Here is a 25,780-nt window from a genome sequence, read left to right on the forward strand (position 1 = left end):
CGTGGACCAGTTCTTCCAGCAACTCGTCAACGGGTTGACCTTGGGCTCGCTGTACGCCCTGATCGCGGTCGGCTACACGGTGGTGTACGGCATCGTGCAGCTCATCAACTTCGCCCACGGCGAGGTGTTCATGATCGGCGCGTTCGGCGCGCTGACGACGTACCTGTTGTTCTTCGACGGCAAGACCGCCGTGTGGATCCTGCCGATCATGATCATCGGCGCGATGATCGCGTCGGTCGGCACCGCGGTGCTGATGGAGCGTGTCGCGTACCGTCCCCTGCGGAACGCGCCACGACTCGCACCGCTGATCACGGCGATCGGTATCTCCGTGTTCCTGCAGGAGTTCATCCGCCTCTTCTACGAGGAGCCCGCCTGGACGGTCGTGGTGTTCGCCGGTCTGGCGATCGCCGTCGGCTACGTCGCCGGCGGCCGGGTGGCCAAGATCGACCTGAACCACCCGCTGTCCCGGTGGTTCGACCGTGCGCCCCTGCTCGGCGGCGCAGGTGGCGCCGTCGCCCTGTGGATCGTCGTACGGCTGGTCAACCGTGACCTGAATCCGCTGCTGATCATCGGCGTGGTCGTGGGCGGAGCGCTCGTCGGTACGGCGCTCGGTCTGCTGGCCGGTCTATTGGTACGGCGGAACGCCCGGGCCGAGGCGCCGCTTCCGGCGATCGCTGCTGCCGCTGTCGGCGCCGCCGTCGTCGCCGAGGTCGGCTGGGTGCTGTTCAAGAAACTGATCACCACCGTTGAGTGGCCGAGTGCCAAGCTGCGGATCCCGTTCCCGCAGATCGACGTGGTGACGGGCAAGGCGCTGCAGGTCGGCGGCGTGACGATCCAGCGGTCCGCGCTGTTCACGGTCGGGGCGCTGCTGATCTGCGCCGTCCTGCTCTGGTTCTTCATCAACCGGACCCGGATCGGCCGCGGGATGCAGGCGGTCTCGCAGGACCCGGACACCGCGCGGCTGATGGGTATCAACGTCGACCGGATCATCGTGGTCGCGTTCGCCCTGGGTGCGGTACTCGCCGCGATCGCCGGTGTCTCGCAGGGTCTGCAGAACACGAACATCGACTTCCGGATGGGCTTCCTGGCCGGCCTGAAGGCGTTCACCGCCGCGGTGCTCGGCGGTATCGGCAACATCTACGGCGCCGTCGCCGGTGGTCTGGTCCTCGGCGTCGTCGAGGCGATGGCCACCCAGTACATCCCCGGCCAGTTCGGCGGTAGTACCTGGAAGGACGTCTGGGCGTTCGTGATCCTGATCCTGGTTCTGGTGTTCAGGCCGCAGGGCCTGCTGGGCGCAAGGGTGGTGGACCGCGCATGACCGATTTCGAGACTCCTGTCGACGACCTCTCGGAGGCTCCGGCGGTGAAGCCGGGCAAGCCGATCGCCTGGCCGCTGGGCCTGGCCGGCGTCGCGCTGGTGATCGTCGGCGCGTTCCTGTCCTGGAGCTACGACGGGCAGATCCTGAACGATCTGTCGGTCAACTTCTATCCGAACGGCCTGCAGAACCTGGCGATCATCCTCGCCGTGCTGTCCCTGGTGCTGCTGCTCGCCGAGAAGGGCCCGCTGGTGAAGCTGGGCTCGTGGGTGGACGCGACTCTCGGGTTGCGGGCCCTCGGTCTCGGACTCGTGCTGTACATGGTGCTGGTCCTGATCGCGATCTCGATCGAGTCCGACGGCCTGATCAACGTCAACCCGGGCGGGTACGTCACGCTCGTCGGCGCCGCGCTGATCGCGGCGTCCGCGTGGATGCTGCCGTTGCATCAGCTGCGGGACATGAGCGAGGCGCGGATGCCGGCCTGGTTCGAGATCCTCTCGATCGCGTTCCTGATGGCGGCCCTGCTGTTCACCGCGGCGTACACGCTGGCTCAGGACGAGGCCTGGCCGCTGATCCTGTGCCTGGTGTTCGCCGGGACGGCCGCGACCGCTCTGTTCCGGTCCGGGGTGATGTCGTTCGTGGGCCACGCCGGGCAGCGGCACCGCAAGGTGCTGACCCTGGCGGCGTTCGCGGCGGCGTTCCTGTTCCCGTTCACCCAGAACGGGGACGACACGAACATGTCGATCGCGGGCGCGGTGCTGGTCTTCAGCGCCACCGCGATGGGCCTGAACATCGTGGTCGGCCTGGCCGGCCTGCTGGACCTCGGGTACATCGCGTTCCTCGGATCGGGTGCGTACGTCGCGGCGACGCTGTCGACGTCGGCGTTCGCGACCATCGGCTGGAAACCGCCGTTCCTGGTCGTGGTGCTGGTCGGCGCCTGTGTGGCGGCGACCCTCGGCCTGATCATCGGTTCGCCGACGCTGCGGGTGTCCGGCGACTACCTGGCCATCGTGACGCTCGGCTTCGGTGAGATCTTCCGGTTCTCGATGTTCAACCTGGACGGCAACAACGGCCCGAACCTGACCAACGGGCCGAACGGAATCCCCGGCATCCCGGACCTGGAGCTGTTCGGCTTCAACTTCGGGACCGACCACACGATCGCGGGGATCGACCTCACCCGGAACTCGAACTACTACTTCCTGCTGCTGCTCCTGATCGGCGGCGTCATCCTGGCGTTCTCCCGGCTGAACAACAGCCGGATCGGGCGCGGCTGGGTGGCGATCCGGGAGGACGAGAAGGCCGCCGAGGCGATGGGCGTGAACGTGTTCGGGCTGAAGCTGCTCGCGTTCGCGATCGGCGCCTTCCTGGCCGGTATGGCGGGCACGGTCAAGGCCCACCAGGACGGCGCCGTCAGTCCGGACCAGTACATCTTCCTGGAGTCGGCGTTCCTGCTGGCCGCGATCGTGCTCGGCGGCATGGGCACCATCGTCGGCGTGCTGCTGGGTGCGACGATCCTGAAGGTGCTGCCGGAGAAGCTGCGGTTCTTCCTCGAGTACCGGCTGCTGCTGTTCGGCCTGCTGCTGGTGCTGATGATGCGGTTCCGGCCCGAGGGGCTGGTCGCGAGCAGACGCCGGAAGCTGGAGTTCCACGAGGAGGACGAGGCGTTGGCCGTCGCCGTCGAAGAGGAACGGCTGATCGCGGCGGAGGAGGCGAAATGACGGTAACCGAAACGCAGGACGTGGCCGCGCGGCCGATCGGCGACCCGGTGCTGGAAGCCTCCGGTGTGACCATGCGGTTCGGCGGTCTGCTGGCGGTCAACGACGTCAACCTGACCGTCCGCGAGGGCGAGATCGTCGGTCTGATCGGCCCGAACGGGGCCGGCAAGACGACGTTCTTCAACTGCCTCACCGGTCTCTACAAGCCGACCAGCGGGCAGGTCCGGTTCTCCGGTACGCCGTTGCCGCCCAAGCCGCGGGCCGTGGTCCGGGCCGGGATGGCGCGGACGTTCCAGAACATCCGGCTGTTCGCGAACATGACCGCGCTGGAGAACGTGATGGTCGGGCGGTACTGCCGGACCAGCGCGGGCGCGCTCACGTCGGTGCTGCACGGCCCGAAGTTCCGCCGCGAGGAGGCGGCCACCCGGGCCCGGGCACAGGAGCTGCTGGAGTTCGTCGGGCTCGGCCGGTCGACCGAGCACCTGGCCCGGAACATGCCGTACGGCGACCAGCGCCGGCTCGAGATCGCGCGGGCGCTGGCCACCGACCCGAAGCTCATCCTGCTGGACGAGCCGACCGCCGGTATGAACCCGCAGGAGACCCGGCAGGCCAGTGACCTGATCTTCAAGATCCGGGACTCCGGGCTGTCGGTCGTGGTGATCGAGCACGACATGCGGTTCATCTTCAACCTGTGCGACCGGGTGCTCTGTCTGGTCCAGGGGTCGGCCCTGATCGAGGGCACGCCCGAGGAGGTGCAGTCCGATCCGCGGGTGATCGAGGCCTACATCGGCACCGGCGAGGACGACGAGGACGAGGGCCCGCAGGACGACGTACCGGGAGGTGAGGTCTGATGAGCGCGATGCTCGAGGTCAAGGACCTGGAAGTTGCCTACGGCAAGATCCTTGCGGTGAAGAAGATCAGCTTCAGCGTGGAGCAGGGGCAGGTGGTGTCGCTGATCGGCACCAACGGCGCCGGCAAGACCACCACGCTGAAGACGATCTCGGGTCTGCTCCGGCCGACCGGCGGCGAGATCTGGTTCCAGGGCGAGCGGATCGACCACGTGGCGGCGCACGACATCGTCACCCGTGGTCTGGCGCACTCGCCCGAGGGCCGGCGGATCTTCCCGCGGCTGTCGGTCGAGGAGAACCTGATGCTCGGCGCGTTCTCCCGCCGCGATCCCGCGGGCGTGCGCACCGACCTGCAGGCGGCGTACGACCTGTTCCCGATCCTGGGGGAGCGGCGCAAGCAGCCGGCCGGTACGTTCTCCGGCGGTGAGCAGCAGATGCTGGCGATGGGCCGGGCGATGATGAGCCGGCCGAAGCTGCTGATGCTGGACGAGCCCTCGATGGGGCTGTCCCCGATCATGATGAAGCGGATCATGACCACGGTGAGCGAGTTGCAGCGGCAGGGTACGACGATCCTGCTGGTCGAGCAGAACGCCCAGGCCGCGCTGAAGCGGGCCGACTACGGGTACGTGCTCGAGGTCGGGAAGGTCGTGCTCTCGGGCAGCGGCCGCGACCTGCTGGTGAACGACTCGGTCCGCAAGGCCTACCTGGGCGAGGACTGACGCGGTTGCTGCTGGTTCAGTTGCGGATGACAACGAGCAACTGAACCAGCAGCGGCGCGACGATCAGCGCGGGCAGGAGATCGGCCACGGCGACCTGCTTCAGCTTCAGCAGCCTGAGTGCCACACCGATCAGCATCACGCCTCCGGTCGCGCCGAGCGCGGTGACATGAGCGTCGGGCAGTACGTCGCCCAGTAACGCTCCGACGAGCGTCATCGATCCCTGGATCACCAGGACGACCAGCGCGGACGCCGCGACGCCCCAGCCGAACGAGGCGGCGAAGGCGATCGACGCGAAGCCGTCCAGCACCGCCTTCAGGAACAGCTGATCGGCGCCGCGCCCGAGACCGTCGGACAGCGATCCGAGGAAGGTCAGTGGCCCGACGCAGAACACCATCGAGGCGGACACGAACCCCTCGACGAAGGTGCCCCGCCCCTCGCCGCGATCGAACCGGCGCTGCATCCAGCCGCCGAAGTCCTCCAGCCGCTGCTCGATCCGCAGGATCGAACCGACGATCCCGCCGATCAGCATCGCGCCGAGCACGATCAGGATCGGGGCGCTGTCGCCGACCGCGTCGCTGAGCGCGGCATCCCCTACCGTGAGTGCCGAGCTGATCGCGATCAGGAGCGTGACCAGTCCCAGCGCGTCGGTGACGAGATCCCTGGTGCGGTGACTGAGCCGGTGTCCGACGAGTACGCCGAGTACCGAACCGACGAGCACCGTCGCGACGTTCACGACGGTCCCGATTCCGATGAACAAACTGGTCTCCCACTCGACTTTGCAGGTGACCCCCGAGGGCCTACTGTTGCGCGAGGACGAGCGTATCGGCCCGTCTGTTCACCTCGGGGGTGGACCGGACCGGGAGGTCGCTGTGGTGGCAGCCGTCGAGGTGAGGGACGCCCGGCCGAGCGACGCCGACGCGCTGGTGGCGCTGTGGCGTGAGCTCAGCACCGCTGCCGGTCTGCCGTCCCGGCTCCCGGCACCGCCGTCCACGGCCGCCGCCGAGGTTGCCGTCAGCAAGCATCTGGACGACCCGCTCGGCCGGCTGCTGGTGGTCGAGCTGGACGGTCAGGTGCACGGTATGGCGTATCTGCGCCGGACCGCGATCAGTCCGCTGCACGACGACACGACGGTCACGGTCGAGTACCTGCACGTCAGCGACACGTCCCGCCGGCACGGCCTCGGCAAGGCGCTGATCGCGGAAGCAGTCACCTGGGCCGAGCACGAGAGCTGCGTCCACCTGGCCGTGGTCGCGCCCGCGATCGCCCGCGAGGCGAACCGCTTCCTCGCCCGCCTCGGCCTCGGGCAGGCCGGCGTCCTGCGGTTCGCGAACACGCACACCGTGCGTCGCCGGCTCACCGCCGAGCACGCACCGAACCTGCTCGCCCTGCTGTCGTCGCGCCGCTCGGCGGTGGCCCGGCGCGCGGTCAGCTCCCGGGCGGAGCCGGAATCAGCTGGCAAGTGATCCGGGCGGTGCACACCCGCTTGTCGCGGTCGTCGGTGACGACCACCTCGTACGACGTGGTGGTGCGGCCGAGGTAGATCGGTGTCGCGACGCCGGTGACGACTCCGTCGCGGACCGCGCGGTGGTGGGTTGCGTTGATGTCGACGCCGACCGCGACCTTCCCGGACGTCGCCGCGTGCAGGGCCGACCCGATCGAGCCGAGGCTCTCGGCCAGCACACAGGACGCGCCGCCGTGCAGCAGACCGTAGGGCTGCGTGTTGCCCTTGACCGGCATCGTCGCCACGACCCGCTCCGGGGTCGCCTCGGTGACAACGATTCCCATCAGCTGCAGGAGCGTGCCCTCCATGCCCATCCCCGGGCCCAGGTTCATTTCATCTGTCACGGAAGCAGTGTGTCAGAACTGTCCGTGGGACCCACTAGAGTCGGTACGTGGCTCCAGAAACTCAGACTTCGACGTTGACTGCAGGTTCCCCCAAGGACACCGCGACCCCGGGCACCGGGCGACCGCGGGTCCTGCTGCTGGACGGGCACTCGCTGGCGTACCGGGCGTTCTACGCGCTCCCGGTGGAGAACTTCTCCACGACCACCGGGCAGCACACCAACGCGGTGTACGGGTTCACCTCGATGCTGATCAACATGCTGCGCGACGAGCAGCCCACGCATGTCTGCGTCGCGTTCGACGTGTCCCGCAAGACCTTCCGCTCCGAGCAGTACACGGAGTACAAGGCGGGCCGGTCGAAGTCGCCGGACGAGTTCAAGGGGCAGATCTCGCTGGTCAAGGAGGTGCTGGAGGCGCTCCGGATCCCGACCACGGAGATCGACGGCTGGGAGGCCGACGACATCATCGCGACGCTCGCCACGCAGGCGTCCGAGCAGGGCTTCGAGGTGCTGATCAGCAGCGGTGACCGGGACTCGTTCCAGCTGGTCAGCGAGGACATCACGGTGCTGTACCCGAAGCGCGGTGTGTCCGAGATCGCCCGGATGGACCCGGCCGCGATCGAGGAGAAGTACGGTGTCGGCCCGCGGCTGTATCCCGATCTCGCCGCGCTGGTGGGGGAGCAGAGCGACAACCTGCCGGGGGTGCCCGGGGTCGGCCCGAAGACGGCGGCCAAGTGGCTGAACCAGTTCGGCTCGCTGAACGACGTCGTCGACCGGGTGAACGAGATCAAGGGCAAGGCCGGTGAGTCGCTGCGCGAGCACCTCGCCGACGTGATCCGGAACCGGCAGATCAACGAGCTGGTCCGCGACCTGACGCTGGACGTCTCGATCGACGACCTGGTGCGGGTGCCGTGGGACCGGGAGAAGGTGCACACGCTGTTCGACAGCCTGGAGTTCCGGGTGTTGCGCGAGCGGCTGGTCGCCGAGCACGAGGAGGTCGACGCGGCCGTCGATCACGGGTTCGAGCTGGATGGCGTGCAGCTGAAGCCGGGTGAGGTCGGGGCCTGGCTCAAGGAGCACGTGAGCGGCGGTGACCGCGTCGGGGTCGCGGTGCAGGGCAGCTGGGGCGGCGGCACCGGTCAGATCACCGGTCTGGCGCTGGCGAACACGTCCGGTGCGGCGGCCTGGTTCGACCCGACCACGATGACCCCGGACGACGAGTCCGCCTGGCGGGCCTGGCTCGCGGACGAGAAGCAGCCCAAGGCGCTGCACGACGTGAACGGCCCGCTGCTCGGCTTCCTGGAGCGCGGCTGGACCCTGGCCGGTCTGAGCTCGGACACCCAGCTCAGCGCCTATCTGGTCCGCCCGGACCAGCGGGCGTACGACCTCGCCGACCTCACCGTTCGGTACCTCAAGCGTGAGTTGCGCAACGAGGAGGCCGAGAACGGCCAGCTCAGCTTCGACGACGTCGAGGGCGGGCCGGCCGCGGACCACACGATGCTGCGGGCCCGCGCGATCGCGGACCTCGCCGACACCCTCGACGCCGAGCTCGAGAAGCAGGCCGGTACGGCGCTGCTCGCGGACGTCGAGCTGCCGTTGATCCAGGTGATCGCGGCGATGGAGCGGGACGGTATCGCGGTCGACCGCGCGTATCTGGAGGAGCTCGAGGAGCGGTTCGCCACCGGCGTACGGGAAGCGGCCACGGCGGCGTACGAGGTGATCGGCAAGGAGATCAACCTCGGGTCGCCGAAGCAGCTGCAGGTGGTGCTTTTCGACGAGCTGCAGATGCCGAAGACCAAGCGGACCAAGACCGGGTACACCACGGACGCGGACTCGCTGCAGGCGCTGTTCGAGAAGACCGAGCACCCGTTCCTGGCGTACCTGCTGGCGCACCGCGACGCGACCCGGCTGCGGCAGACGGTCGAGGGGCTGCTGAAGACGATCAGCCCGCGCGACGGCCGGATCCACACGACGTTCAACCAGACCATCGCGGCGACCGGCCGGCTGAGCTCTACCGAGCCGAACCTGCAGAACATCCCGATCCGCACCGAGGAGGGCCGCCGGATCCGGCAGGCGTTCGTGGTCGGCGAGGGCAACGAGTCGCTGATGTCGGCCGACTACAGCCAGATCGAGATGCGGATCATGGCGCACGTGTCGCAGGACCAGGGCCTGATCGACGCCTTCAACTCCGGGATGGACTTCCACTCGGTGACGGCGTCGCGGGTGTTCTCGGTCGAGCCGTCCGCGGTGACCCAGGAGCAGCGCGCGAAGATCAAGGCGATGAACTACGGCCTCGCGTACGGCCTGTCGGCGTACGGGCTGAGCCAGCAGCTGAAGATCGGCGTCGACGAGGCCAAGGGCCTGATGGACGAGTACTTCGAGGGCTTCGGCGGGGTCCGGGACTACCTGCGGTCGATCGTGATCGACGCCGGCAAGACCGGGTACACCGAGACCATCCTGGGCCGCCGGCGGTACCTGCCGGACCTGACCAGCGACAACCGGCAGCGCCGCGAGATGGCCGAGCGGATGGCGCTGAACGCGCCGATCCAGGGGTCGGCGGCGGACGTCATCAAGATGGCGATGCTGAAGGTCGAGCGGTCGCTGCGCGAGTCCGGCCTGAAGTCACGGATGCTGCTCCAGGTCCACGACGAACTCGTCTTCGAGATCGCCCCCGGCGAACGCGAGGCCCTCGAGCAGCTGGTCCGCCACGACATGGGCCACGCCGTCGAGATGGCCGTCCCGCTCGACGTCTCCGTCGGCGTCGGCCGCACCTGGCACGAGGCAGCGCACTAAGAAGCCGCCGACTAAGAGGTCGCGAACACCGGCTCCGGGCCGGGGGACAGGGCGTTCTTGATACACGCCAGCTCCCGGTCCGTGAGGTCCGGAAGGTCGTCCAGCGGCCACCAGCGGACGTCGAGGGACTCGTCGTCGTTGACCCTGGGCTCGCCGCGGACGGGGTGGCAGCGGAAGCAGAGGTCGAGGAACTGGACCTGGTCGCCGTTCGGGTAGCTGCCGGGCGGAAGTGACTCGACACTGACCAGGCGCTCGACGACCGCCTCGACCGCGGTCTCCTCCTGGATCTCGCGGACCAGCCCGACGGCCGGCTGCTCACCTGGTTCGAGGATGCCCGCGACCAGGCTCCACCGCCCGTTGTCGGCGCGCCGGACGAGGAGCACCTCGTCGGCGTCGTTGAGCACGACCGCGGTCAGCCCGCTCAGCCAGAGCAGGTCGTGCCCGATCTTCGCGCGCAGGTCGAGGACGAATTTCGGCGTCGGCATGCCCAGCACCCTACCGAAGCCGTCGCGCCATCCCACACGCAAGAAACTGTCAGTGAAACGTTCAGTGGCAAGCGTTTGCACGAAATATCCCGACAGTGACCGGTCAACTTCGGCCGGTGACACCTGACCTCTTCCGAAGCCGCCCTTTCTATGTCATTCTCCCGGGCAAAGATCCGAGATCCTATTGGATATCGCAATCGGATATTTCGTCTCCGTTCCGATCCCGCCGCCTAGGAGGAACCATGCCGAACGATCACGCACGCCCGGGACTCAGCCGCCGATCACTCATTGCCGGGGCACTCGGACTGACCGCGGCCGCCGGCGGTGGAGTGCTCAGCGCGTGCAGCGGCTCGAGCAACGCCGGCACCACGGCCGCAGGCGCCGGCGGTGCGGCGCCCAGCGTCACGCTCGGCCCGAAGCTGGCGACGGTGCAGTACCCGGAGGGGTACGTCGGCCCGGTCGCCCGCGAGCTGAAGCCGATCACCAGCGAGAAGGTGACGTTCAAGATCGTCGTACCGCAGGACGTGACGATCGGGGACTGGAAGACCAACGCCTTCACCAAGTGGCTGGAGCAGAAGACCAACATCCACATCGAGTGGAACCAGGTCGGCGGGACCGACGACGACATCATGACCAAGGTCAACGCGATGATCGCCGCGGGCGACATCCCGGACGCGTTCATGGGCGTGAACTTCACCCGGTCGCAGCTGTTCCTGTACGGCCAGCAGGGCCTGTTCGCCGACGTCGGCCAGTACATCGACGGCTATGCGCTGAACCTGCAGCAGGCGATGAAGGACTACCCGGACGCCCGCAAGCTGGTGCAGGCGCCGGACAAGAAGATCTATTCGTTCCCGAACATCAACGACTGCTACCACTGCCGGGCCAGCAACGGCCGGACGTTCCTGAACACCGACTGGATCAAGCAGGTCGGGCTGGCCGTCCCGAAGACCACCGACGAGTTCGTCGAGGTGCTGCGTGCCTTCAAGAAGGCCGATCTGGGCGGCAACGGCCGGACGATCCCGTTCGCCGGCTACAAGGACGCGCCGTTCGACACGTTCTTCATGAACTCGTTCCTGTACAACCCGGGCGAGCCGTGGCTGGTGGTGAACGACGGCAAGGTCGATGTCACCTTCGACAAGGACGAGTGGCGCGAGGGCCTGAAGTTCATCCACGGGATGTACGCCGAGGGCCTGATCAACAAGGACGTGTTCACCGCCGACCAGGACCAGATGGACCGGTACGGGAACGCGCCCGGTAAGCCGATCATCGGCGGCGCCCGGTCGTACTACTGGGGCGGCTTCCTGGACATCGACCAGAAGGACCCGAACGCTCGCTGGCGCAAGTATCAGGCGATCCCGCCGCTGAAGGGACCGAACGGCGTGCAGTACGCCGCCTGGAACTACCTCGGCGTCGGCGTCGAGGTGGCCAAGCTGGTGATCACCAAGAAGTGCGCGAAGCCTGAGTTGCTGGTCCAGTGGGCCGACGCCCAGATGGAACTGGAGGCGATCCTGCGCGGGTACGGCGGGCCGAAGTTCGAGTGGGCCAAGAAGGGCGAGCTCGGGATCAATGGCAAGCAGGCGGTGTACGGGTTCTCCGCGACCTGGAACACCGAGAAGAACATCTCCTGGAGCCAGGAGAACACGATGTACCGCTCTCAGGACTTCCGGCTCGCCGAGCGGGTGAATCCGGCCGATCTCACCTTCGAGAAGCCGCTCTACCAGCAGACAGTGGACAACTACTTCCCGTACAAGCAGCCGCAGGAGATGCAGTTCCCACCGGTCACGCTGGACCAGGACCAGGCCGCGCAGGAGGCGGAGCTGAAGACGAACCTGAAGAGCGAGGTCAACCTGTCGTTCTCCAAGTTCGTCACTGGACAGCTGGACCCGAACGACGACGCCGCGTGGAACGGCTACAAGGACCGGGTGGCCAAGATCGGCGTGAAGCCGTATCTGGAGCTCCAGCAGGCCGCCTACGAGATCTACAACGGATGAGCGCGGCAGGGACCCTGCCGCCGGACGAGCGGCGGCTGGGAGCCGGCGCGCCGATTCAGGACACCCGCGGCGACAAGATCGCGCTGGCCTGCATCTACACCGCGCTCGCACTGTTCTGCCTGGCGATCCTGTATCCGATCGTCTACGTCCTCAGCGCGTCGGTGAGCGACACCCACAAGGTGTCGGCCGGCCAGGTGTGGTTGTGGCCGGTCGGCTTCACCCTGGACGCGTACAAGGCGATCTTCGACTACGACGCGATCGTCAGCAGCTTCGGTAACTCCGTGTTCTACGCCGTGGCCGGCGCGCTCGTCGCCACGGTTCTCACGCTGCTGGCGGCGTACCCGCTGTCGCGGAAGGGGCTGCCGGGCAAGGGGATCATCATGGCGGCGTTCGTGTTCACGATGATGTTCAGCGGCGGGCTGATCCCGACGTACCTGGTGGTCGACCAGCTCGGGCTGCTGAACACGCGGTGGGCGATGATCCTGCCGACTGCGCTGGCGGTCTGGAACGTGATCATCACCCGGACGTACTTCATGGTGACGATCCCCGAGGAGCTGGTGGAGGCCGGGAAGGTGGACGGGTGCAGCGACTTCGGGTTCTTCTGGCGGATCGTGCTGCCGCTGAGCAAGCCGATCATTGCGGTGAATCTGCTGTTCTACGCGGTCGGGCAGTGGAACTCGTTCTTCAACGCGCTGATCTACCTGACCAACGAGCACCTGTTCCCGTTGCAGGTGGTGCTCCGGCAGATCCTCATCCAGTCCAAGGTCGACCCGTCCCAGATGCCCGACACGAGCAAGCTGGCGCAGCTGAAGGAGCTGCAGCAGCAGCTGAAGTACTCGCTGATCGTGATCGGGATGATCCCGCCGTTGCTGGTCTACCCCTTCGTCCAGAAGCACTTCGTCAAGGGAGCCATGATCGGCTCCCTGAAGGGATAACGCCCCATGACCACAACGGAAACAGACGCGCGGTCGTCGGTTCGGTCGGCGGCCCACAAGCGCACTCGGGTGGCGAAGTCCAGGGTCGGCCTCGGGTTGCGGATCCGGCGGAACTGGCAGTTGTACGCGATGCTGGCGCTGCCGCTGATCTGGCTGGCGGTCTTCGCCTACTGGCCGATGTACGGCGTCATCATCGCCTTCAAGGACTACAACGTGGTGTCCGGGATCTGGGGCAGCCCGTGGGCCGGCATGAAGTACTTCGAGCGGTTCGTGGAGTCGTACCAGTTCTGGAAGCTGATCAAGAACACGATCTATCTGCACGTCTACGAGCTGGTGGCGACGTTCCCGCTGCCGATCCTGCTCGCGCTCTTCCTGAACACCGTGCGGAAGAAGTGGTTCAGCCGGTCGGCCCAGCTGATCACCTACGCGCCGCACTTCATCTCCACGGTGGTCGTGGTCGGTCTGGTCGTCGTACTCACCAATCCGAACACGGGCGTCGCGAACAAGTTCATCGGGTTGTTCGGCTTCGGTCCGGTCGACATCATGGGCGACGCCGGGATGTTCCGGCACATCTACGTCTGGTCGGGGGCGTGGCAGACGATGGGGTTCGCCGCGATCATCTACCTGGCCGCCCTGACCAGTGTCCCGCCGGAGCTGCACGAGGCGGCGATCGTGGACGGGGCGTCGCGGTTGCGGCGGATGTGGCACATCGACCTGCCCGCGATCGTGCCGGTGGCCGTGATCCTGCTGATCCTGAACATCGGCTCGATCCTGTCGGTCGGGTTCGAGAAGGTGCTGCTGATGCAGAACAACCTGAACCTGGACACCGCCGAGGTGATCGATACATACGTCTACAAGATCGGCCTGGCGTCGGCGGTCCCGCAGTTCAGCTACGCGACCGCGATCGGGTTGTTCAGATCGGTGATCGGGCTGGTGTTGCTGGTGCTGGCCAACACGTTCGCCAGGCGTTTCGCCAAATCAAGCCTGTGGTGACTCGGTGGCCTGGCGGCGCAGTCCTGCCGCCAGGCCGGCCGACAGCAGGAGCGCGCAGGTGCTGGTCATCGCGGCCAGCACCTTCACGCCGTCCAGGCCGGTCGCGGTCCCGGTGCCGAGGATGATCGCGGCGGCCACCGCGAGGACCACGAGCCCGAGCCAGATCCCCAGCGCGGCGCGTTTCTCCTGCTGCGCGATAGCGGCGTACACGACCAGTTGCAGTACGGCGTACGCGGAGCCGGCGACCGCGAACAGCCAGGTGTAGGGGCCGAGGGGCGCGTACTTCTCCTTGCCGCCGATGATCGCGACGACGAGATCGGGAAGGATCAGCGTGCCGATGATCGTGCACACACCGAGCCCTCCGACGGCCGCGATCGCCTTGCGCAGCCGCAGGGTGTCACCCGGCGACTGTGCGAGGGTCGGGAACACCAGGACGATGACGAACTGCGGGAGGAACAGGCAGGCTTTCGCGATGATCACCCCGGCCGCGTAGTACCCGCTGTCCGTGCCGTCGAGCAACGCGCGGGCGAACAGTACGTCGGCGTTCGCGAGCGCGAAGAACGCCAGCAGCGTGTGCGTGCCGTGCACGGTCTCCCGCAGTACTTCCTTGATCTGGTTCTTGGTCGCACCGGTCGATCCGCGGAGCGCGATGCGGCCGATCACGACCGGTACGGCGGCGCCGAGCGCGAGACCGATCATCGCCGCGTCGAGGGACGGACGCACGAGCAGCGCGCCGCCGCCCAGGACGAGGCGGCCGACACCGGTGGACAGGTAGACGGCGGCCAGTTCGGTCCAGCGTTTGCTGCCCTGGAGGACGCCGAGCTGCGACCCCATCACCGTCAGGCAGCCGAGCGTCGGGGCGAGCAGCAGGATCGAGACCACCGAATCGATGTGCAGCAGCCACATGAACACCGGCGTGAGTACCAGGCAGACCGCGGTCAGTCCGAGGGCCGCGCGGGTGCCCGCCTTCAGCATCGCGTCGGCCAGCGCTTGGGCGCCGGCCCCGGAGTGTGTCGCGAGTTGACGGGCGCCGGCTGCCTGCAGGCCGAGTGAGGCGACGTTGCCGATCAGCAGCAGGCCCAGCAACGCCGTGAGGGCGCCGAACTGTTCCGGCACGAGCCGGTGCGTGCCGATCAGCGTGAAGCCGTAGGCGGCCACGTTCATGATCGCCATGGCGACGGCGACCACAGTGGCCCGCCGGAGGAACGCCAGGCGCTTGGCCTTCGGTGCACTGGCCGGAGTGGTGCCAGACGTCATTCGCTGCCTCGGATCGTGTGAGATTTGCCGGACCTCACGGTACGGCAACGAAGCCGCCGAGGAGCCGCCGGATCCGTTAGTGTCCCGCCGGTGAGGAGGCTGAAGGCAGGGAGTTCGGAGCAGGTCGTCTGGCGGGCACGGCTCGTCCTGGGATGCCTTGCTCTCATCGCTCTGTGCTTTCAACGCGCTCCTGGCCAGATCGTTCCGGATCGCCGGCTCGAGCTGACGGCCGGGCCGGGCGGGTTCCTGTCGCGTGCACTGCACCTCTGGGATCCGCACACTTCGTTCGGTCAGCTGCAGAGCGACGCCTACGGCTACCTGTTTCCAATGGGGCCGTTCCACTGGTTGCTGGACACGCTGTCGGTGCCGGACTGGGTCACGCAGCGGCTGTGGTGGTCGCTGGTCCTGTGCGTCGCGTTCCTCGGTATCTGGAAGCTCTGCAACGTCCTGCAGTACGGCGTGCCTTGGACAAGGCTCGCCGTCGCACTGCTGTACGCCGTAGTGCCACTGGCGTTCGGTGGGCTCGCGATCGAGGTGTGGCCGCTGGCCATGGCCCCGTGGGTGCTGATGCCCCTTGTCTCACCAGGTTCCCGCTCCGGTTGGTGGCGGGTCAGCTGGTCGGCTGTCGCGTTCGCGCTGATCGGTGGCGCCAACCCGATCGCCGGCGTCGCGACTCTCGTCGTACCGGCCGTCTGGCTCGTGGCGCGCGCGAGGCTGAAGCTGACTGCCGCCTGGCTCGGCTTCGTCGTCGCGGCGTCGATCTGGTGGCTGGTCCCACTGCTGATGCTGCTCCGGTACGGCGTTGCGCCGCAAAGCGTGCGGTGGGTACCAGTCGCCGGCGCGGTGGTCGGAGTGCCGCTCGCACTCGCTGCGGCGCACTACTTGCGTCGCCTGACGAACCTATCCGTCTCACAAGGCGTCCACCGCCGCGTCGTACCGGTTCTGGTCACCTGCCTGGCTGTGGCTGCTGCCGTGCCTGTGGTGCTCGCCCGACCGGACGGGGCGTTCGCTGCGATCCCGCAGCACTGGGAGGACGCAGCCAACTGGTTGGACGAACAGACCACGCCTGGCAGCGTGCTGGTGCTTCCCGGCTCCAGTGAACCGCTCGCCGCTCTGGTGAGCCGCCCGCTGGCCGCACTGACCAACGACATGCGCAGCCGTATCGACTCCGGCGTCGGTGACTCGGCACTGCGTCAGGAGCTGACCCGCGACGGCGTCCGGTACGTCGTGGTGCGCAACGACGTACCGGAGGACACGCCGTCGCTGGCGATCCACGAAAGCCTCGCCGACTCGGGCATCGGACGCGTGGCGTACTTCGGACCGCCCGGACAGTCCGTCCTGCCGTACCCGAGCGTGGAGATCTACGACGTCGGAGCGACCACACCGGGGCGGCTGATCCCGCGGTCCCGGCTCGTGGCGGTCGGTGGCACCGCTGACGACGTACCGACCGTGGTGGCGGCGCTCGGTGGCCAGGGCGCTGCGGTACTGCGGGCAGACGCCAACGGGAAGCTCGACGGCCTGCCGCTGATCGCTACCGAGAGCCAGCCGACCGATGGGCAGCCGAGCGCAGTGGTGTTGCGGAACGCGCAGATCGGCCGGTCCGCGTGTCTGCACGTTGGCGCCCGGGCCCTGTGCAGCCAGGACCAGGAGATGGACTCCGCCGAACCGAACGGCCTGTCCCGCAGCGTGCAGCTCCCGCAGGCCGCGACGTACCAGCTGCGAGGGACGGCCTTGCCGCAGGACGGCGAGGCTCTCGAACGGCTGCTGTCGGTGCCGGGAGCGATCGCTGCCACGGCGTCGTCGCGGGCCGTTGCTGCGCCGGAGGGACGGCCGGACGCCGCGGTCGACCGCGATCTCGGTACCGGCTGGCTGGCGGCGCCGGACGACCCGACGCCGAGCCTGACCCTGAAGTTGCCTGTAGCAAGGGACGTGAAAGGGCTGCGGTTCCAGGCGTACCTGAACGGGTCCCGGCCGGCAGAGGTCGTGCTGCACTTCGACGGCGGCGCGCCGCTGCCCGCGACGGTCGACGCCGGCGGGTATGTCCGGTTCTCGCCGCGGCACGCGCAGACCGTCAGGATCGATTTCACCGCGACGAAGCCGCTGCAGGACGCGCGGACCAGTCCGGTCGGCGTGACCGAGGTCGAGGTGCTCGGCGCGGACGAACTGCGCAAGGCCGTCGCTCCGCAGCGCCGCGCTCCGGTGTACTGCGGCAACGGGCCGACGGTCCGCGTCGACGGCGTACCCGCCCGGACACAGGTCGCGGCGACCATGCGTGACCTGCTGCAGCGGCGCCACGTGACGTTCAGCCTGTGCGGCCAGATGTCGGCCTTCCCGCTGCGGTCCGGGCTCCACCGGGTGGAGGTGCAGACGAACGGCGGGCTGGTGCCGATCGAGGCGACGCTGGCGAAGGCGGGCTTCGGGGACGTGTCGGTGACGCCGGTGCAGGGCGTGGACGTCTGGCGTCCGAACCCGACCGAGCTGACAGTCGAGGTGCCGGGTGCGGACGAGCAGTCAGTGCTGGCAGTCGCGCAGAACTACAACGAGGGCTGGGAAGCGTACGACGGCAGCGGACAGAAGCTCACGCCGATCCGCATCGGCGGCTGGCAGCAGGGCTGGGTCCTGCCGGCCGGACCGGAGCAGGTGGTCACGGCAAGTTTCCTGCCGGACAGGACCTACCGCGCCGGGCTGCTGCTCGGGCTGGTCGCGTTGCTCTCGGTCTTGGCCACCGCCGCGTTCTTCAGCACAGGACGTTCGACCAGGCGGTAGCTGACTGCGGCCAGGACGACAGAGGCCAGCAGCGTCACGGGCAGTTGTACGGCGAACGGACCGTCGATGAGTCCTAGTACGACGAACTGGTACGCCACGACGCCGTACGACAACTGCGCGGCGAGCTGCGCCGGTCGACCACCCAGTACGCGGACTGTCCCGGCTGTGGGCGTCAGGACCGGGAAGAGCACGCAGGCGACGACCACTGTGTAGAGCAGGCTCTTGATGAGGGCCTGCGCCGCAGTGGGGGTGGTGTGGTCGTACGGACCGGCGATTGGGGTTGCGGTGATCAGCAGGAGTGCTGCGGCGATTCCCCACAGCGTGCCGGGGACTCTGGTCAGCGTGTCGAGCGTTGACGGGCCGAGCCGACCTGTGGCGCGGGCGACCTGCCAGAGCGCCATACCCATGCCCACGGCGAACCAGCCGAGGTACCCGGGCAGCCAGAGCCCCGCACCCGGGTGACCGGTTGCCATGACCGCGGCCATCCACACCGGTCCGAGTGCGGTCAACGCGACCAGAACCAGGAGCCGCCATCGGACACTCCGGCGAGTAGGACGCTCGTACCCGGTCAGCAACCGCCCCAGACCGGGCAGGAGCAAGTAGAACGGGAGGGGCGTCAGGACTGCCCAGCGGAGGTAGGTGGTCGCCGGGTCCGGGATGAGGACGATCGACAGCACGACGACGACCAGCAGCGCCGGGAGAATGCGCAGTGCACGGTTGCGCAGGTACGGGAGGGTGAGCGGCGGCAGGGTCCCGGAGAACCACGCCAGGACGTGCGGCCGGTAGAGCAGGAATCCGGACACCGCGCAGAAGATCGCCCAGCCGACGTCCAGCCGGGACACAACCCCGGCGAACGGCGCCTGCGCGTGCAGGCCGACCTGTGACACCACGACGGCGAGTGCGGCAATCACTCGCAGTCCGTCCACCGCGGGGAATCGGGTCATGCGGGCTGTCCTTTGTGGCCTTTGTGGGCGGTCCAGATGGCGGTTCCGGGGACGAGAGGACCGCGCTCGGGTCCCCAGCCGCCCCAGACGAGCTGGTGCCCGGCCGGCCATTCCGGTTCGAGCAGGTCGTCGACGACGAACCCGGCGCCGGTCAGCTCCCGGATCCAGTCCCCGGTCGTGCGGTGGTGCTCGGCGTAGACCGGCGTACCGGACGCGTCGACCTCGACGTACGGCGTCCGGTCGAAGTAGGAGTGGGTGATCCGCAGCCCGGCGGCCGACGGGTCGTCGGGCATCGTCCAGCGGAACGGGTGCGTCACTGAGAACACCAGCAGACCCCCGGGCCTCAGGGTGCGCGCGATCTCGCGGAACGACGTACCGGCGTCGGCCACGAACGGGAGCGCTCCGAAGGCCGAGCAGGCGATATCGAAGGTGCTGTCGCGGTAGGGGAGTGCGACGGCGTCAGCGGCCACTGTGCGGACCGCCGTGCCGGTGCGTACGTCGAGCTCGTGAGCGATCCGGAGCTGCTCGATCGAGATGTCGAAGGCAACCACGTCCGCGCCCTGCCCGGCGAGCCAGCGCGAGCACTGGGCCGCACCGCAGCCGACCTCGAGGATCCGCTTGCCGCGCACCGGCCCGAGCAGCTGGGCCGCCTCCTCGTCGACACCCTCCGGACACCAGATGAACCGGTCGTCTCCAAGGAAGTCACCGTGCTCAGCCAGGTACTCCGCAGCGGCCGAGTCCCAATACGTACGGCTCGCACGTGACGTCTGAGCTTCCGTCAGCTCAACCCTCCGCGGTTCAACCACCGGCCAAGACTAGGGGACCCCGGAGTCTGCAGCCTCCGAGGTCCTGGGTCAGCCGTCCAGCTTGGTGTCGGCGTAGACGGTCATGGCGTCGCGCAGGTACTCGACCAGTGCGTCGTCGCCGCTGCCGATGTTCTGCCGGAACCGCTCGTCGTCGACGTACATCTGCCCGAGTCCCTTGTACGCCTCACGTGTCGGCGTCCAGAACAGACAGGTGACCTCGTAGTGCAGCTGGATCAGCTCCTGCACACTCAGCTCGGTCACTGCGACCCCTTCCGCTTTCAGTGCGGCCAGCCCTTCGTGGACCCGCACATAGCCGGTCCGGGCCTTCTCGGCGTCCGCCTCGGTCCAGCCGCGCATCCGTTGGTAGCTGGCGTCCACTGCTTCGTCGCCCCAGCGCTCACGCGCCTCGGCCTCGTACGGGTTGCGCTCGAATCCTTCGAAGACCTTCTCCGGTGACATCTCTCCTCCTCTCTTCAGGTTGTCGATGGTCGCGTCGACGGTCTGCACCAGCCGGCCCAGGCGCAGCTGCTCCTTGACCAGCCACTCCTTGTGCTTGGCGAGCACCTTGATCGCGTCCTGCTCGTCCCGGTGCGCGATCACCTCGCCCACCACGTCCAGACTCAGCCCGAGGTCCCGGAGCAGGAGGATCTGCTGCAACCGCAACAGCTGCTCCTGCTCGTAGTACCGCCGGCCGTTGGGCGCGACCCGGGCCGGCACCAGCAGACCGATGGAGTGGTAGTGCCGGAGCGTGCGTGACGTGACACCGGAGGACCGGGCCACCTGCGCGATCGACCACGCCATCGAACTGCTCCTTTCCGTCGTCCTTTCGGCGACGTCCCCGACGCTAGATGTTGCCGCTACGTCAACTTCAAGCCGATTAGTCGACGGGATGCGGCAGGATCTGGCCATGAGTGATTTCGCGGCCAGTGCCGTCCCGCTGACCGGCGGGTACGGCGGGCAGACCTTCGCGGTGAGCGCCGGCGACGAGGACGCGGTGATCAAGTTCTACGCGCGGGACCCGGAGCGGGCCGCTGTCGACGCCGCGCTGCTCGAGCTGGTGCGCGGACTGCTGCCGGTGCCGCGGGTGCTGGATCTCAAGCGCGACGGCTCCTACGACGACCCGCCGTACCTGCTGACCGAGCGGTTGCCCGGGATCAACCTGGAGATCTTCCTCGAGTCGGCGGCGGACGAGCAGCGGCATCGGGTCGGGACGCAACTGGGGGAGTTGCTGGCGCGGCTGAGCGGGATGCCGTTCCTGAAGGCCGGCATGTTCCGGGACGGGGAGCTGACGGTCGAGCCGTTCGGTTCGGGTGACCTGGCGGAGTACGTCGCCGGGCTGAAGCTGGACCTGGGTGAAGGGTTCGCCGCCGTCATCGACGAGGCGGAGGACCTGCTGGCGGACGGCGTGTCCCGGTTCTGCCTCGTGCACAGCGACTTCAACCCGAAGAACCTGCTGGTCGACCCGGAGACGGCGCGGATCACCGGGCTCATCGACTGGGAGTTCTCCCACGTGGGATCGCCGTACGCCGATCTGGGCAACCTGCTGCGCTTCTCGGAGGACCAGGTCCTGGCCGGGGCGGTGCTGGACGCGCTCCGGGGGATGGGCCTGGGGGAGCGGCTGGTGGACCGGGGTCGAGCGGCCGATCTCTGGGCGCTGCTGGACCTCGCCCAGCGGGCGGCCGAGCACGAGGTCGCGGCGGCCGCGCACCGCCTGGTCTCCCGCATGGCGGACACGGGCACGCTCGCTGGGGGCCGTCCGGCACTGGACGTCGTACATTGAGATCAATGGCACGTCGGGAGACCTCGGCGGGCGCCCGGTGACGCCGGGTGCCCCAGGTTGTGCTGCCTCAGTCAAGACCGGTATTCTGTGAGATGCGCTATGGGCCCGCGCGACCTCGGACGGAGCAGGCTCGTGACTCGCAGCAGCTCGGTGGTGAATCTGTCGTCTTCTGGCAATCCCGCGGTTTGGTGCGATCCAACGGTTCATGACGCGACCGCACAACACCACCAGTCCACGGAGCAACCCACCACATGACGGCCAGCATCGAGGCTCCCCTCGACCCCGCAGTGCGCAACACCCCGCAGGTAGCGGTCAATGACATCGGGTCGGAGGAAGACTTCCTCGCGGCGATCGATCAGACCATCAAGTACTTCAACGACGGCGACATCGTCGAGGGCACCATCGTCAAGGTCGACCGGGACGAGGTCCTGCTCGACATCGGTTACAAGACCGAAGGCGTGATTCCGTCCCGCGAGCTGTCGATCAAGCACGACGTCGACCCGAACGAGGTCGTCAACGTCGGCGATCACGTCGAGGCCCTGGTTCTCCAGAAGGAGGACAAGGAAGGCCGCCTGATCCTGTCCAAGAAGCGCGCTCAGTACGAGAAGGCGTGGGGCACGATCGAGAAGATCAAGGAAGAGGACGGCGTCGTCACCGGCACCGTCATCGAGGTCGTCAAGGGTGGTCTCATCCTGGACATCGGCCTCCGTGGCTTCCTGCCGGCCTCGCTCGTCGAGATGCGCCGGGTCCGCGACCTCCAGCCGTACGTCGGCCAGGAGATCGAGGCCAAGATCATCGAGCTGGACAAGAACCGCAACAACGTGGTCCTGTCCCGCCGGGCGTGGCTGGAGCAGACGCAGTCCGAGGTGCGGATGAACTTCCTCACCCAGCTGCAGAAGGGCCAGATCCGCAAGGGTGTCGTCTCCTCGATCGTCAACTTCGGTGCGTTCGTGGACCTCGGCGGCGTCGACGGTCTGGTGCACGTCTCGGAGCTGTCCTGGAAGCACATCGACCACCCGACCGAGGTCGTCGAGGTCGGCCAGGAGGTCACCGTCGAGGTGCTGGACGTCGACATGGACCGCGAGCGCGTCTCGCTGTCGCTGAAGGCGACCCAGGAAGACCCGTGGCAGCAGTTCGCCCGGACCCACCAGATGGGCCAGATCGTGCCCGGCAAGGTCACCAAGCTGGTTCCGTTCGGTGCGTTCGTCCGCGTGGAGGAGGGCATCGAGGGTCTGGTGCACATCTCCGAGCTGGCCGAGCGGCACGTCGAGATCCCGGAGCAGGTCGTCCAGGTCAACGACGACGTCATGGTCAAGATCATCGACATCGACCTGGAGCGGCGCCGGATCTCGCTGTCGCTCAAGCAGGCCAACGAGGGTGTGGACCCGGTCTCGGACGACTTCGACCCGACGCTCTACGGCATGACGGCGACGTACGACGACCAGGGCAACTACATCTACCCGGAGGGCTTCGACCCGGAGACGGGCGAGTGGCTCGAGGGCTTCGACGCTCAGCGCGAGGAGTGGGAGCGGCAGTACGCCGAGGCCCACACGCGCTGGGAGGCTCACAAGAAGCAGATCGAGGACGCCAAGACGGCGGACGTCGAGGCCGGCGAGGCGTCGACGTACTCCTCCGCGGCTGCCCCGAAGGACGACGCTCCCGTCGAGGGTGCGCTCGCTTCCGACGAGGCACTGCAGGCGCTCCGCGAGAAGCTGACCGGCCAGGGCTGATCCTGACCCGGTAGGTAGCAGTAACCGAGACCCCCGCACTCCGGTGCGGGGGTCTCGTGCGTTCAGGCGAGCAGTTCGGTCAGCGTCGCGCGGTTCAGCGTGTCCGAGCCGGGCATTCCGGTCTCGTCGAGGACGTCGAGGGCGAGTTGCCAGTGCCGGCGAGCGCCCGCAGCGTCGTCGCGAAGGTCCAAGGCCTCGCCCAGGTGGGTCAGTGCGCAGACCTCCGACCAGCGGTCGCCGAGATCCCGGCTGAGCTCGAGCGCTTCCGTCGCGATCCGGACGGCGTCGTGATCGCGGCTCCCGATCAATGCGGTGGCCAGAGTGTTGAGAGCGAAGGCCTCGGCGCGTCGCTCGCCTGCGACCCGGTTGAGCTCGACCGACTCGCGTGCTGCCTCGACGGCTTCCAGGTAGCGGCCGGCGAGGAGGAAGGTCTCGGCGACGTTCGCGTGGTTGCGCGCGACACCGGCTGGGTCGTTCAACGGCTCGAGAACCTCGATCGCCGCACGGTGATGGCGAACGGACGCGTCGGTGTCACCCCAACGGCGGTACAGCCGGCCCAGGTCGGTCAATGCCGACCCCCGGCCGTGGTCGTTGCCGAGCAACTCGAACAACCGGAGCGCCTCGTCCAGGTGCTTGCACGCCCGGTCCAGATCGGACCGGAACAGGTACGCGCGACCGACAGCATGGGCCGTCACCGCCTCGGCATCGCCGTCGCCCGTACGGCGAGCAGCGTCGAGCGCCAGGCACTGGATCTCGAACAGGTCGTCGAGAGCGCGCAGGTACATGAGGTACGGCCAGAGCGCATGCGCGAGCCGGTACGCCGCCCGGTCGTGCCCCTGCTCGACCGCGGTGCGCACCGCGGCGACCAGCCCTTGCCGCTCGTCGGTGAACCACTCAACGGCCTGCCGAGCAGTGTCGAAGACCATCGGCTCGACACCCGCCGCCGGCCGACCGAAGTCCAGGAGCGGTTCCGACTTCTCCAGTGCGACCTTGCCGTTCAGCGCCGAGTGCGCGTACCAGTCCAGCAACCGTGTCTGCGCGGCATCGCTCTCCGCCGCGTCCTCGAGCTCCTGCACGAGCCGGACCGAGTACTCAGCCAGCAGATCGTGCAGCTGGTACCTGTCTCCGGGCTGCTCGAGCAGATGCGCGCCGACGAGCTGACCGAGCGACCGGCGCGTCTCCTCAGGCGGTACGGCGAGCAGCGCGCTGACTGCCTCCAGACTCGTGTCTGGACCCGGGAGCAGTCCGAGTAGGCGAAAAACGCGGGCCGGTTGCGCGTCGAGTACGTCGTACGACCAGCCGAAGACTGCCCTTAGCGCGCCGTCGGCGTCCTCACCGACGTCCAGCAGCGCCAGCCGGTCCGGATGCTGCTCGAGCTCGGCGGACAGCGCCCGTACGCTCCCTGCCGGCTCCCGGGTCAGGCGCTCCGCGGCGATCGCCAGTGCCAACGGCAGGTTGCCGCACAGTCGCGTGAGCTCGGCCAGCTCCGCCGTGTCGTGGCTGACGTCGTGGGCGGCGAGGATCCGCGTGAGGTACGCCGCCGCGTCGTCCGCACTGAACGGCTCCAGCGGCACGCGGTGCGCACCTTCCCGGGCTGCGAGCGACCTGAGCTGACTGCGGCTGGTCACCAGCACCAGACCGGACGACCCTGGGATCAGTGGCCGCACCTGGTCGGCGTCCCGGGCGTTGTCCAGTACGACGAGCACCTCGCGTCCGGCCAGGACGCTCCGTAGGAGGGCTGCCCGTGTCTGCCGGCCGTCCGGGATCTGAGCACCGGACAGGCCCAGACCGCGCAGCAGCAGATCCAGCGCGGTGTCCGGGTCCAATGGCCGGTCGGGCCCGTAGCCCTGCAGGTTCAGGTACAGCTGGCCGTCCGGGAACCGGTCCGCTGCCTGGTGCGCCCAGTGCAGAGCCAGCGCGGTCTTACCCACTCCGCCTGGGCCGTGCACGGCGATGATCGCCGGAGCGCCAGACGCCCGCGGAGCTGAGCTCAGACGGTCGAGTTCAGCCAGGGTCGCCGCCCGGCCCGTGAAGCCCCCTGGAGCCGGCGGGAGCTGGCGAGGCGTCATCGGGGTCCGCGCAGGTGCCAGCGGCCGGGACTGTGTCGCCGCCAGCAGCTGAGCGTGCAGGGCCCGCAGTTGCTCATCAGGATCGGTCCCTAGCTCGTCAGCGAGCCGTTGACGCAGTTCTTCGTACTGCGTCAACGCATCCGCCGGACGGCCGCACTTGGCGAGCACGGTCAGCAGCCGCAGCCAGAGGGACTCCCGGAGCGGATAGGCCGCTGCAAGCTCCCGTAGCTCCGGCAACGCCTGCTCGTGTTTCCCTGCGGCGAGATCGAGGTCGAGCCGCCGCTCGATGGCAGACAGGTACGTCTCGGTCAGCCGAGGCGCCTGGAGTTGGTGGAGCCATTCCGAGTCGACCCCACCGAACGGCTCGCCGCGCCACAGCGCGAGAGCTGCCGTGAGCCGGTCCCGCTGCTCGCCGGGGTCGTCCAAGCGGCCGGCAGCCTCGGTCAGCTGTCCGAACCGGGACGCATCCACTTGTCCGGGGGCGATTCGCAGCGCATAACTGCTGCCGATGCACTCGATGGTTGCCTCCGAGCCGAGCAGCCGACGCAGCCGGAACACCAGCGACTGCACGCTCGGGCGCAGGTTCGCCGGTGGATCGGCGCCCCAGACCCGGCGGCCGATGGCGTCCACGGTGACCGGCTCCGGCGCCGCGAGCGCGAGCACCGCCAGCAGGGTCCGGGGCCGCCCGGTCAGGCGCGCGACGGGCTCGCCGTCACGAATCACCTCAACCGGTCCCAGCAGCCGGATCTCCACGCCGTGCCCCCTCGGTAGCCTGCTCCTTCGATTGTCCGGC

The 25,780-nt window shown here is 68.2% G+C and carries 20 protein-coding genes; 12 read left to right on the plus strand and 8 right to left on the minus strand.

What is annotated here, in order from left to right:
* Window position 1 precedes the first annotated feature (1 nt).
* The 4 genes from E0H50_RS27030 to E0H50_RS27045 are packed head-to-tail and all read left to right on the plus strand — an operon-like array spanning window position 2 to window position 4,597.
* Window positions 2–1,318: a branched-chain amino acid ABC transporter permease gene (locus tag E0H50_RS27030; RefSeq protein ID WP_238151238.1), complete on the plus strand. Its 1,317-nt coding sequence runs from the start codon at window positions 2–4 to the stop codon at window positions 1,316–1,318.
* Window positions 1,315–3,033 carry a branched-chain amino acid ABC transporter permease gene (locus E0H50_RS27035; RefSeq protein ID WP_131293327.1) on the plus strand — a complete coding sequence of 573 codons (1,719 nt, stop codon included), beginning with the start codon at window positions 1,315–1,317 and terminating at the stop codon, window positions 3,031–3,033. The genes E0H50_RS27030 and E0H50_RS27035 overlap by 4 nt, the downstream gene beginning before the upstream one ends.
* A complete protein-coding gene (locus E0H50_RS27040; protein ID WP_131293328.1) occupies window positions 3,030–3,881 on the plus strand; it encodes an ABC transporter ATP-binding protein in 852 nt (283 codons plus the stop codon). Before E0H50_RS27035 ends, E0H50_RS27040 begins: the two co-directional genes overlap by 4 nt.
* Window positions 3,881–4,597, plus strand: coding sequence for an ABC transporter ATP-binding protein (locus E0H50_RS27045; RefSeq protein WP_131293329.1), 717 nt, complete (start codon window positions 3,881–3,883; stop codon window positions 4,595–4,597). The genes E0H50_RS27040 and E0H50_RS27045 overlap by 1 nt, the downstream gene beginning before the upstream one ends.
* Before the next feature lie 16 nt (window positions 4,598–4,613).
* Here E0H50_RS27045 and E0H50_RS27050 read toward each other — a convergent pair whose 3' ends face one another.
* Window positions 4,614–5,354: a DUF554 domain-containing protein gene (locus tag E0H50_RS27050; protein ID WP_131293330.1), complete on the minus strand. Its 741-nt coding sequence runs from the start codon at window positions 5,352–5,354 to the stop codon at window positions 4,614–4,616.
* Window positions 5,355–5,469: 115 nt separating this feature from the next.
* On the opposite strand from E0H50_RS27050, the gene E0H50_RS27055 reads away from it, so the two are divergent.
* Window positions 5,470–6,060, plus strand: a complete 591-nt coding sequence (locus E0H50_RS27055) for a GNAT family N-acetyltransferase (RefSeq protein ID WP_238151239.1) — start codon at window positions 5,470–5,472, stop codon at window positions 6,058–6,060.
* Here E0H50_RS27055 and E0H50_RS27060 read toward each other — a convergent pair.
* The gene (locus tag E0H50_RS27060) at window positions 6,023–6,442 is read right to left on the minus strand and encodes a hotdog fold thioesterase (RefSeq protein ID WP_420323259.1); all 420 of its coding nucleotides are present in this window, start codon (window positions 6,440–6,442) and stop codon (window positions 6,023–6,025) included. The genes E0H50_RS27055 and E0H50_RS27060 overlap by 38 nt on opposite strands.
* A 74-nt stretch (window positions 6,443–6,516) precedes the next feature.
* Here E0H50_RS27060 and polA point away from each other — a divergent pair, with 74 nt between their 5' ends.
* Window positions 6,517–9,231 carry a DNA polymerase I gene (polA, locus tag E0H50_RS27065; RefSeq protein WP_131293331.1) on the plus strand — a complete coding sequence of 905 codons (2,715 nt, stop codon included), beginning with the start codon at window positions 6,517–6,519 and terminating at the stop codon, window positions 9,229–9,231.
* Window positions 9,232–9,242: 11 nt separating this feature from the next.
* Here polA and E0H50_RS27070 read toward each other — a convergent pair whose 3' ends face one another.
* Window positions 9,243–9,716, minus strand: coding sequence for an NUDIX hydrolase (locus E0H50_RS27070; protein ID WP_131293332.1), 474 nt, complete (start codon window positions 9,714–9,716; stop codon window positions 9,243–9,245).
* Window positions 9,717–9,958: 242 nt separating this feature from the next.
* Between E0H50_RS27070 and E0H50_RS27075 the strand changes: the two genes are divergently transcribed.
* The 3 genes from E0H50_RS27075 to E0H50_RS27085 are packed head-to-tail and all read left to right on the plus strand — an operon-like array spanning window position 9,959 to window position 13,635.
* A complete protein-coding gene (locus E0H50_RS27075; protein ID WP_131293333.1) occupies window positions 9,959–11,707 on the plus strand; it encodes an extracellular solute-binding protein in 1,749 nt (582 codons plus the stop codon).
* A complete protein-coding gene (locus E0H50_RS27080; RefSeq protein ID WP_131293334.1) occupies window positions 11,704–12,642 on the plus strand; it encodes a carbohydrate ABC transporter permease in 939 nt (312 codons plus the stop codon). Before E0H50_RS27075 ends, E0H50_RS27080 begins: the two co-directional genes overlap by 4 nt.
* A gap of 6 nt (window positions 12,643–12,648) precedes the next feature.
* The gene (locus E0H50_RS27085; protein WP_131293335.1) at window positions 12,649–13,635 is read left to right on the plus strand and encodes an ABC transporter permease; all 987 of its coding nucleotides are present in this window, start codon (window positions 12,649–12,651) and stop codon (window positions 13,633–13,635) included.
* Here E0H50_RS27085 and E0H50_RS27090 read toward each other — a convergent pair.
* Window positions 13,621–14,892, minus strand: coding sequence for a lipopolysaccharide biosynthesis protein (locus tag E0H50_RS27090; protein WP_131293336.1), 1,272 nt, complete (start codon window positions 14,890–14,892; stop codon window positions 13,621–13,623). The two genes, E0H50_RS27085 and E0H50_RS27090, sit on opposite strands and share 15 nt — an antisense overlap.
* Before the next feature lie 90 nt (window positions 14,893–14,982).
* Between E0H50_RS27090 and E0H50_RS27095 the strand changes: the two genes are divergently transcribed.
* On the plus strand, window positions 14,983–17,658 hold the full coding sequence (locus E0H50_RS27095; protein ID WP_165547316.1) for an alpha-(1->3)-arabinofuranosyltransferase domain-containing protein: 2,676 nt from the start codon (window positions 14,983–14,985) through the stop codon (window positions 17,656–17,658).
* Here E0H50_RS27095 and E0H50_RS27100 read toward each other — a convergent pair.
* Genes E0H50_RS27100 through E0H50_RS27110 form a run of 3 tightly spaced genes read right to left on the minus strand, consistent with a single transcriptional unit; the run spans window position 17,565 to window position 20,209 of the window.
* On the minus strand, window positions 17,565–18,602 hold the full coding sequence (locus tag E0H50_RS27100) for an acyltransferase family protein (RefSeq protein WP_131293338.1): 1,038 nt from the start codon (window positions 18,600–18,602) through the stop codon (window positions 17,565–17,567). The genes E0H50_RS27095 and E0H50_RS27100 overlap by 94 nt on opposite strands.
* Window positions 18,599–19,408 (minus strand): class I SAM-dependent methyltransferase, encoded by an 810-nt coding sequence (locus E0H50_RS27105; protein ID WP_131293339.1) that lies wholly within the window; start codon window positions 19,406–19,408, stop codon window positions 18,599–18,601. The genes E0H50_RS27100 and E0H50_RS27105 overlap by 4 nt, the downstream gene beginning before the upstream one ends.
* 48 nt (window positions 19,409–19,456) lie before the next feature.
* Window positions 19,457–20,209, minus strand: coding sequence for a MerR family transcriptional regulator (locus E0H50_RS27110; RefSeq protein WP_131293340.1), 753 nt, complete (start codon window positions 20,207–20,209; stop codon window positions 19,457–19,459).
* A gap of 106 nt (window positions 20,210–20,315) precedes the next feature.
* Between E0H50_RS27110 and E0H50_RS27115 the strand changes: the two genes are divergently transcribed.
* Window positions 20,316–21,188 (plus strand): phosphotransferase family protein, encoded by an 873-nt coding sequence (locus tag E0H50_RS27115; protein WP_131293341.1) that lies wholly within the window; start codon window positions 20,316–20,318, stop codon window positions 21,186–21,188.
* A gap of 251 nt (window positions 21,189–21,439) precedes the next feature.
* Window positions 21,440–22,918 (plus strand): 30S ribosomal protein S1, encoded by a 1,479-nt coding sequence (gene rpsA / locus E0H50_RS27120; protein WP_131293342.1) that lies wholly within the window; start codon window positions 21,440–21,442, stop codon window positions 22,916–22,918.
* A 62-nt stretch (window positions 22,919–22,980) separates the two neighbouring features.
* On the opposite strand, the gene E0H50_RS27125 is transcribed toward rpsA, so the two are convergent.
* Window positions 22,981–25,740 (minus strand): AfsR/SARP family transcriptional regulator, encoded by a 2,760-nt coding sequence (locus E0H50_RS27125; RefSeq protein WP_131293343.1) that lies wholly within the window; start codon window positions 25,738–25,740, stop codon window positions 22,981–22,983.
* Window positions 25,741–25,780 lie beyond the last annotated feature (40 nt).

The sequence above is a fragment of the Kribbella sindirgiensis genome (genome assembly GCF_004331435.1).
Taxonomy (GTDB): domain Bacteria; phylum Actinomycetota; class Actinomycetes; order Propionibacteriales; family Kribbellaceae; genus Kribbella; species Kribbella sindirgiensis.

Bases quoted from the DNA above. Each gene is read 5' to 3' on its own strand.
- E0H50_RS27035 (WP_131293327.1), top strand. From the start codon at position 1,315: ATGACCGATTTCGAGACTCCTGTCGACGACCTCTCGGAGGCTCCGGCG.
- E0H50_RS27040 (WP_131293328.1), top strand. From the start codon at position 3,030: ATGACGGTAACCGAAACGCAGGACGTGGCCGCGCGGCCGATCGGCGAC.
- E0H50_RS27045 (WP_131293329.1), top strand. From the start codon at position 3,881: ATGAGCGCGATGCTCGAGGTCAAGGACCTGGAAGTTGCCTACGGCAAG.
- E0H50_RS27070 (WP_131293332.1), bottom strand. From the start codon at position 9,716: ATGCCGACGCCGAAATTCGTCCTCGACCTGCGCGCGAAGATCGGGCAC.
- E0H50_RS27075 (WP_131293333.1), top strand. From the start codon at position 9,959: ATGCCGAACGATCACGCACGCCCGGGACTCAGCCGCCGATCACTCATT.
- E0H50_RS27080 (WP_131293334.1), top strand. From the start codon at position 11,704: ATGAGCGCGGCAGGGACCCTGCCGCCGGACGAGCGGCGGCTGGGAGCC.
- E0H50_RS27085 (WP_131293335.1), top strand. From the start codon at position 12,649: ATGACCACAACGGAAACAGACGCGCGGTCGTCGGTTCGGTCGGCGGCC.
- E0H50_RS27090 (WP_131293336.1), bottom strand. From the start codon at position 14,892: ATGACGTCTGGCACCACTCCGGCCAGTGCACCGAAGGCCAAGCGCCTG.
- E0H50_RS27100 (WP_131293338.1), bottom strand. From the start codon at position 18,602: ATGACCCGATTCCCCGCGGTGGACGGACTGCGAGTGATTGCCGCACTC.
- E0H50_RS27110 (WP_131293340.1), bottom strand. From the start codon at position 20,209: ATGGCGTGGTCGATCGCGCAGGTGGCCCGGTCCTCCGGTGTCACGTCA.
- E0H50_RS27115 (WP_131293341.1), top strand. From the start codon at position 20,316: ATGAGTGATTTCGCGGCCAGTGCCGTCCCGCTGACCGGCGGGTACGGC.
- rpsA (WP_131293342.1), top strand. From the start codon at position 21,440: ATGACGGCCAGCATCGAGGCTCCCCTCGACCCCGCAGTGCGCAACACC.